This window comes from Tatumella sp. JGM91, from assembly GCF_018257575.1.
Classification (GTDB): domain Bacteria; phylum Pseudomonadota; class Gammaproteobacteria; order Enterobacterales; family Enterobacteriaceae; genus Tatumella; species Tatumella punctata.
The window spans coordinates 39,726-45,961 of record NZ_JAERJP010000024.1; the positions used below are offsets into that span (position 1 = coordinate 39,726).

A 6,236-nucleotide genomic window follows, 5' to 3' on the forward strand; every position below is an offset into this window, starting at 1 on the left:
AACTTAATTTATTGTTAATTAAAGATTTTCACTTCTGCGCAATAAGCCATATCTTGTCGTGTTTATCGATAAGAAAAGGGCCTTCTGTCGGCAAAATGTTAGGCAATGATCACCTTTTGTATTATTTCCTACGAAATTGAGGTAATGATTCCAACTTACTGATTTAGTGTATGATGGTGATTTTGAGGTGCTCCCGTGGCTTCCATTTCCATCAGTTGTCCCGCCTGCTCCGCTACTGAAGGTGTCGTCCGTAATGGCAAAAGCACTGCCGGGCATCAGCGCTGTCTCTGCTCTCACTGTCGTAAAACATGGCAACTCCGGTTCACTTACACCGCCTCTCAGCCGGGTACACACCAGAAAATTATTGATATGGCTATGAATGGCGTCGGATGCAGGGCGACAGCCCGCGTTATGGGCGTCGGCCTCAACACGATTTTACGGCACTTAAAAAACTCAGGCCGCAGCCGGTAACCTCACGCATACAACCGGGCAGTGACGTCATTGTCTGCGCGGAAATGGACGAACAGTGGGGCTACGTCGGGGCTAAGTCCCGGCAGCGATGGCTGTTTTACGCGTATGACAGAATACGCAGGATGGTCGTGGCACATGTCTTTGGTGAACGGACTATGGCGACACTGGAGCGTCTTCTGAGCCTGCTGTCGGCCTTTGATGTAGTGGTATGGATGACAGATGGCTGGCCGCTGTATGAATCACGCCTGAGAAGAGAACTTCATGTTATCAGCAAGCGATATACGCAGCGCATTGAGCGACATAACCTGAATCTGAGACAGCATCTTGCCAGGCCGGGACGGAAGTCCCTGTCGTTCTCAAAATCGGTGGAGCTCCATGACAAAGTTATCGGATATTACCTGACAATAAATCACTATCAGTAAATTGGAGTCATTACCCGAACTTATAAAGCGTGAAGTTCGATAACCAATTATTTTTTATTGATTATGTTCTTTGCTCACGAATAATAGGTTATATTTGATGGGTGCCATTAATAATCTTCACTCTCCTTTTTATTATTTTCTTCGAGGTTAATTATGATGGATAAAAAAATTGATTTTATATTTCACCCTCAAATAAATGAATCCTATTCCTCTAGTGATATTTTTGATGATGAAATTATTGGTTTGGAAATATCAGTTGAATATTACGATTTTAGTCTTGATAACTTTCAACGGGAAATTCTGCACTGGTTTAAGCCACACTTTGCGGCAGGAAAATTATTAGCGGGTATACAGCAGTTAGTGAAAAAGCAGCTCCCTGAGATTAAGACGCATTCTATTGAAGTGAATGTGATACCTGCGATTTTACCTTTCGATGATGAAAACGGCGATATACTCAGCCTGCTGCAAATCTGCGGTTTAACAATAACTGATTGGCAGCGCATTCATGCGGATGTGGAAGTCACCACGCTGCCGCTCTGGCACGGTGAGGAAGAAGAGATCGTGCTTAATTTTTCCCCCAAGGTTCCGGCGGAGGTGATGCAGTATGTGAAACGCCTGCATGGCTGGACAGCCTATACGGGCATCACAGTGAGTGAGGTTGACCCAGGCATTATCGCCCATCACGGACTTTTACCGTATATCGCTGAACGCCGACAATCAGAAAATCTATAAATATCAGCCATTTTTCCTTAAACCATGAGTCCGGCCTTCGGCACCATACAAAGCTTTTTTCAAGTCTACTAACGTCTACTTTAGTCCATAAAAACAGTAAGTTAAGCCGGTTCCTGGCTTTTCTTAGTCTGTCCATGTCTACTCAATTCCTTGAACATATACCAACTAATGATGGTATAACTGATGGTATTCCCGGTTCGATTGATTTTGGTACCAACACTGGAGGTATCAACTGATGGCTCTCACCGATATCAAAGTTAGGACTACCAAGCCCTCCGACAAACCCTTCAAACTCACCGATGGGCAGGGTATGCACCTGCTGATCAATCCTAACGGCTCGAAGTACTGGCGACTCCAATACCGTTTCGATGGCAAACAGAAAGTTTTAGCATTGGGTGTTTATCCAATGGTCTCTCTTGGTGAAGCCCGCAGGAAGCGAGATGAAGCCAAAAAGTTGGTATCTGATGGTATCGATCCTTCTGAAAAGAAAAAAGCAGATAAGATTGAGCAAAGCGAAGCCCTGACATTCGAAGCTGTTGCAAGGGACTGGCATACTGCCTGTAAAAGGAAATGGTCAGATTCTCACAGCGAAAGAGTTCTAAAAAGCATGGAAGATGGTCTCTTTACTGCTATTGGTAAAAGAAAAATATCCGAGCTTAATACCAGAGATCTTATTGCCCCTATCAAGGCTGTTGAAGCTTCTGGACGACTAGAAGTAGCTGCTCGTCTGCAACAACGAACCACAGCAATCATGCGATATGCCGTCCAGAATGGCTTAATTGACTACAATCCAGCACAAGATATGTCTGGGGCAATTACAGTTGCGAAACGAACCCACAGACCAGCCTTACCATTTGATAGGTTCTCAGAGCTTTTAGAGCGCATTGAAAGCTTTAAAGGTAGGAAACTTACTAAATTAGCTGTGAAGCTGACATTGCTCATATTTATCCGTTCCAGTGAACTCCGATTCGCAAGATGGTCGGAGATCGACTTTGAAAATGCGATGTGGACTATCCCTGGAGAACGCGAGCCATTGCCAGGGGTCAAACATTCTCATCGAGGCTCAAAAATGAAGACCCCACACCTCGTGCCGTTAAGTCGTCAGGCCTTAGAACTTTTAAAAGCCATCAGAGAAATCAGCGGTGAATGCGACCTTGTATTCATTGGCGATCATGATTTCAGAAAACCTATGAGCGAAAACACAGTCAACAAGGCACTAAGGTCGATGGGTTATGACACAACTGTTGAGGTATGTGGGCATGGTTTTAGAGCGATGGCTTGTAGTGCTTTGATCGAGTCAGGAAAGTGGTCGAGAGATGCTGTTGAGAGGCAGATGAGCCATCAGGAGCGGAACTCCGTTCGTGCCGCATACATTCATAAAGCTGAGCATTTGGACGAGCGTAGGTTGATGTTGCAGTGGTGGGCTGATTATCTTGATGAAACAACTGAGAGAAGAATTGCACCTTTTGATTTTGATAACTAACTGATTTTAATTAATAAAATGGCGTGCTCAATAAAAAATTGAGGCGCTATTTTTTTATTTGCGATTTATGTGCTATTACGAAGTAAAACTTTTTACAACGGAGTGGCATTAATGAAATCTTGGGTAAAAATGAGTAGTTGGACATCAGAAGACACCAAAGCAGTGAAAACATGGTTTGATTTGGACAGATATCGAGAGTTTGAAAACATTTCAATTAATATGCTTTACCATGAAATATGGGCGAGGACATATTTCTTCAAACCAGTAATAGAAGAAGGAATGCAGAAAACAGTATTGAAAAATTATATGCAGATATTAGAAGGTAATCCTTTTCTCATCAAAGAGAAAGACTTGAATTATATGGATGCTGAAAATCAACTTTATCAACCGCCATACTTTTTTATAACCACGGTAGATCGAATAGCAAATATCAGTTTTGCTTGTATGAAAAAGGCTTTATTCATAAGAGCAAATTCAGAACAATATAAGATTGATTCCACTATTGAGAACGAATACATATCCGAAAAAATCCCTGAACAGTTTCCTACTACAATTATGTTAGAAATCGATCTTGCGGCTGGAAGTGATGATGAGATAGCAGAGGCACTGCGAATATCATTACCACAATGGCGAAAAGTTAAGGGTGTAAAACCTGCACCGCTTGATGCAGTAAGATTTGGTTATGGGACAATAAAAAAGTTAATGAGCTATAGAATAATACCAATGCTTGATTTACTTGCTTGGTCAGAAAGAAAGAAAGTGCTTCTGTCAGATGATAGAATATCACGATTGATTTATAGAGATGAAGATGACGATGACGATAAGGTAATTAGACAAGGGTATCATATTAGAGATGCAGACCGACCTTTAGCTATGAAAGTAGTAGAAAATGATTTTTTACGCCAATTCTACTTTTTTATAAATAAAAACAGACATATTAAAGAGATGAGCGTTTATGATGTAATGAAAATTACAGACGCTGACTGATTATATTGTAATGGTTGATAAATATATTTTAAGAGAGATTTTACTGGAAATAGAGTATTTTAATGATTTGAAATGCAGTAACGATTATGCGAGATATGACAATTTTTTTCACGGTATGATTGTGCTATTATATAACAGTGAATAGTATGATGGATTTCCCAATGGCGCTAAGTATCGATAATATAAGAGTTTTTTCAAGGGTGTTCAGCCGCCCAGTTTTCGAGGCTTTAGCCAAGGGAAGAGAACCGTCTAATGTCTTGGATTTTGTGTCTTTCTCTGATGAAATGAAGCAGGATGGGCAACCATTACATACATTTTTTAGTGAATGTTATAAAGAGTTATCCAGAAATTATAGAAATGAGTATGTTTACAAAACAGAAGTAGCCAATCGAATAGTTTTTGGGAGGCATAGTCCCCGGACCTCATCCTTATTAAGTGAGCTTCATGTCGGAAAGTCTATTGTTGATATTGCAATTTTTAACGGAACATCTACAGCGTATGAAATTAAAACGGAATATGATACCCCGCGGAGATTGCAAACCCAAACCCCAGATTATTTAAAAGCATTCGATAAAGTTTATGTGGTTACTCATCCAAATTTATCTGAAAAATATGCTGAGATTGTTCCAGATAAAGTTGGTGTTATTGCATTAAATAATAGAGGTAGCCTTAAGATAGTGAAAAATGCTGAGTCAAATTTAGCTAATGTTGATATATTATATATTTTTCGTATGCTGAAAAGAAGTGAATACCTTCCAGCAATAGAAAAATTCATTGGCGAGAAGATCAATTTACCCAACGGGCTTATTTATGCATTCTGCGAGGATATATTTAAAAAAATCCCTCAGGATATAGCTCACAATATTTACATTAATGCAATGAGAGGCAGAACGACAAGTGATGATATTGTAAGCTTTGTTAATTGCCTTCCTAGTTGCCTTCGTGTGTTGGGAATGTCATCTGCTTTATCAAGTGTTCAACGTAAAAAGATCCTCACGGTTTTGGGGATAGTGTAGAGATGCTTAACTTTATGTGATCATTTTTCTCTCTGGAGGGAGTCATATGTATAGTCCATATCTATATGGTCGTGGTTCTGAGCTGTTAGCGCTAAGAGAATTGGCAACAAGTTGTACTAATGCTGAGTTGTTTATACCGATAATTGAACCCGTGCTAACCAAAACCGATAAACTTATACGTTGTTTAGAGATACTTTCAGAGAAAAACAAGAGGGTCATGTTAGTCATCAATCCAAAACAACATGAGTTTAGCAAAGATATAGAGGCTCGAAGAAAATTTGTAGCAACGATTAAAAATAATTTAGATAAATGTAAAACACTTATCCCCACCCTTATAGTTGACTCAAGTGTAGCAATTGAAACTGTTAATGGTTTCTTAAAAGCATTTGAAGGTTCAAATGTTGCTTTAATATACAACAAGCCAAGTATTAGCGATGTGGAATTTTCCAAGTTAACAAAATTAAAAGTTATTGAATTTCATATCACTATTGATGGTAATGTTACTGATTTTCAATTTAATGAGATCCCTAAAAATAAACTTATTGAAGTGAAAGATAACTTCGTCAAATTAGATAAGAATGCAGATTACTTTGGCCAAGAAGTTTTCACGGATAAACATAAAAAAATTGGTAAAACAGTATTAGGTATCGGTGATTTCACTATAGTCGGGAAAAAACTTGAGATTGGTGGTGGCAAGGCTGGTGCCGTTGCATCTCATTTAATTTATAAACATCCTGCAAGCGGTGATATATGGATAGAACATTTTGTTTCGAATGATACTGATAGAGACATTGGCGACGTAGCGTCAAAATTCTTACAAATGACCGATAAAATTGAAAAGGAAGTTAGAACAAGGGCCACAGAGTACGGCTCTAATAAAGCATTAGAAAAATATAACGAGCATTATAAAAGCAGAACGTTTCCCGGTTTGGGGAAAAATAAAGAATATCAGATTAGACACCACATACAGCACATAATTGATGTAATATCAGGAAAAATCTGACAGTAAAGAGGCTATTGAGGGTGTTCATTATTCTGTGTCAAGGCTTACGGTAAGTGTCAAGGTAGTTGTCACCCCCGGTTAATTTAAGCCGCCTGTTTTTCCCGTTCCGGGTTCAACGTTAC

The 6,236-nt window shown here is 39.5% G+C and carries 6 protein-coding genes; all 6 read left to right on the plus strand.

All coding sequences use genetic code 11. From position 1 onward, the window contains the following. The first annotated feature begins 195 nt into the window (after positions 1–195). The 6 genes from JK198_RS14460 to JK198_RS14485 all read left to right on the plus strand — a co-directional run bounded on the left by JK198_RS14460 (position 196) and on the right by JK198_RS14485 (position 6,114). A protein-coding gene (locus tag JK198_RS14460) for an IS1 family transposase (protein ID WP_212710826.1) occupies positions 196–893 on the plus strand; the annotation gives its coding sequence in 2 pieces (ribosomal slippage) (positions 196–445 and positions 445–893; 699 coding nt in all). Between the two features lie 153 nt (positions 894–1,046). Next, positions 1,047–1,625, plus strand: coding sequence for a hypothetical protein (locus tag JK198_RS14465; RefSeq protein ID WP_212710825.1), 579 nt, complete (start codon positions 1,047–1,049; stop codon positions 1,623–1,625). 235 nt (positions 1,626–1,860) lie between these two features. Beyond that, on the plus strand, positions 1,861–3,108 hold the full coding sequence (locus JK198_RS14470; RefSeq protein ID WP_212710824.1) for an integrase arm-type DNA-binding domain-containing protein: 1,248 nt from the start codon (positions 1,861–1,863) through the stop codon (positions 3,106–3,108). Positions 3,109–3,219: 111 nt separating this feature from the next. Further along, on the plus strand, positions 3,220–4,095 hold the full coding sequence (locus tag JK198_RS14475; RefSeq protein ID WP_212710823.1) for a DUF6387 family protein: 876 nt from the start codon (positions 3,220–3,222) through the stop codon (positions 4,093–4,095). A 146-nt stretch (positions 4,096–4,241) separates the two neighbouring features. Beyond that, positions 4,242–5,111: a sce7726 family protein gene (locus JK198_RS14480; protein ID WP_249213344.1), complete on the plus strand. Its 870-nt coding sequence runs from the start codon at positions 4,242–4,244 to the stop codon at positions 5,109–5,111. 46 nt (positions 5,112–5,157) lie between these two features. Next, complete coding sequence (locus JK198_RS14485; RefSeq protein ID WP_212710822.1) at positions 5,158–6,114, plus strand: sce7725 family protein; 957 nt, start codon at positions 5,158–5,160, stop codon at positions 6,112–6,114. Positions 6,115–6,236: the final 122 nt, after the last annotated feature.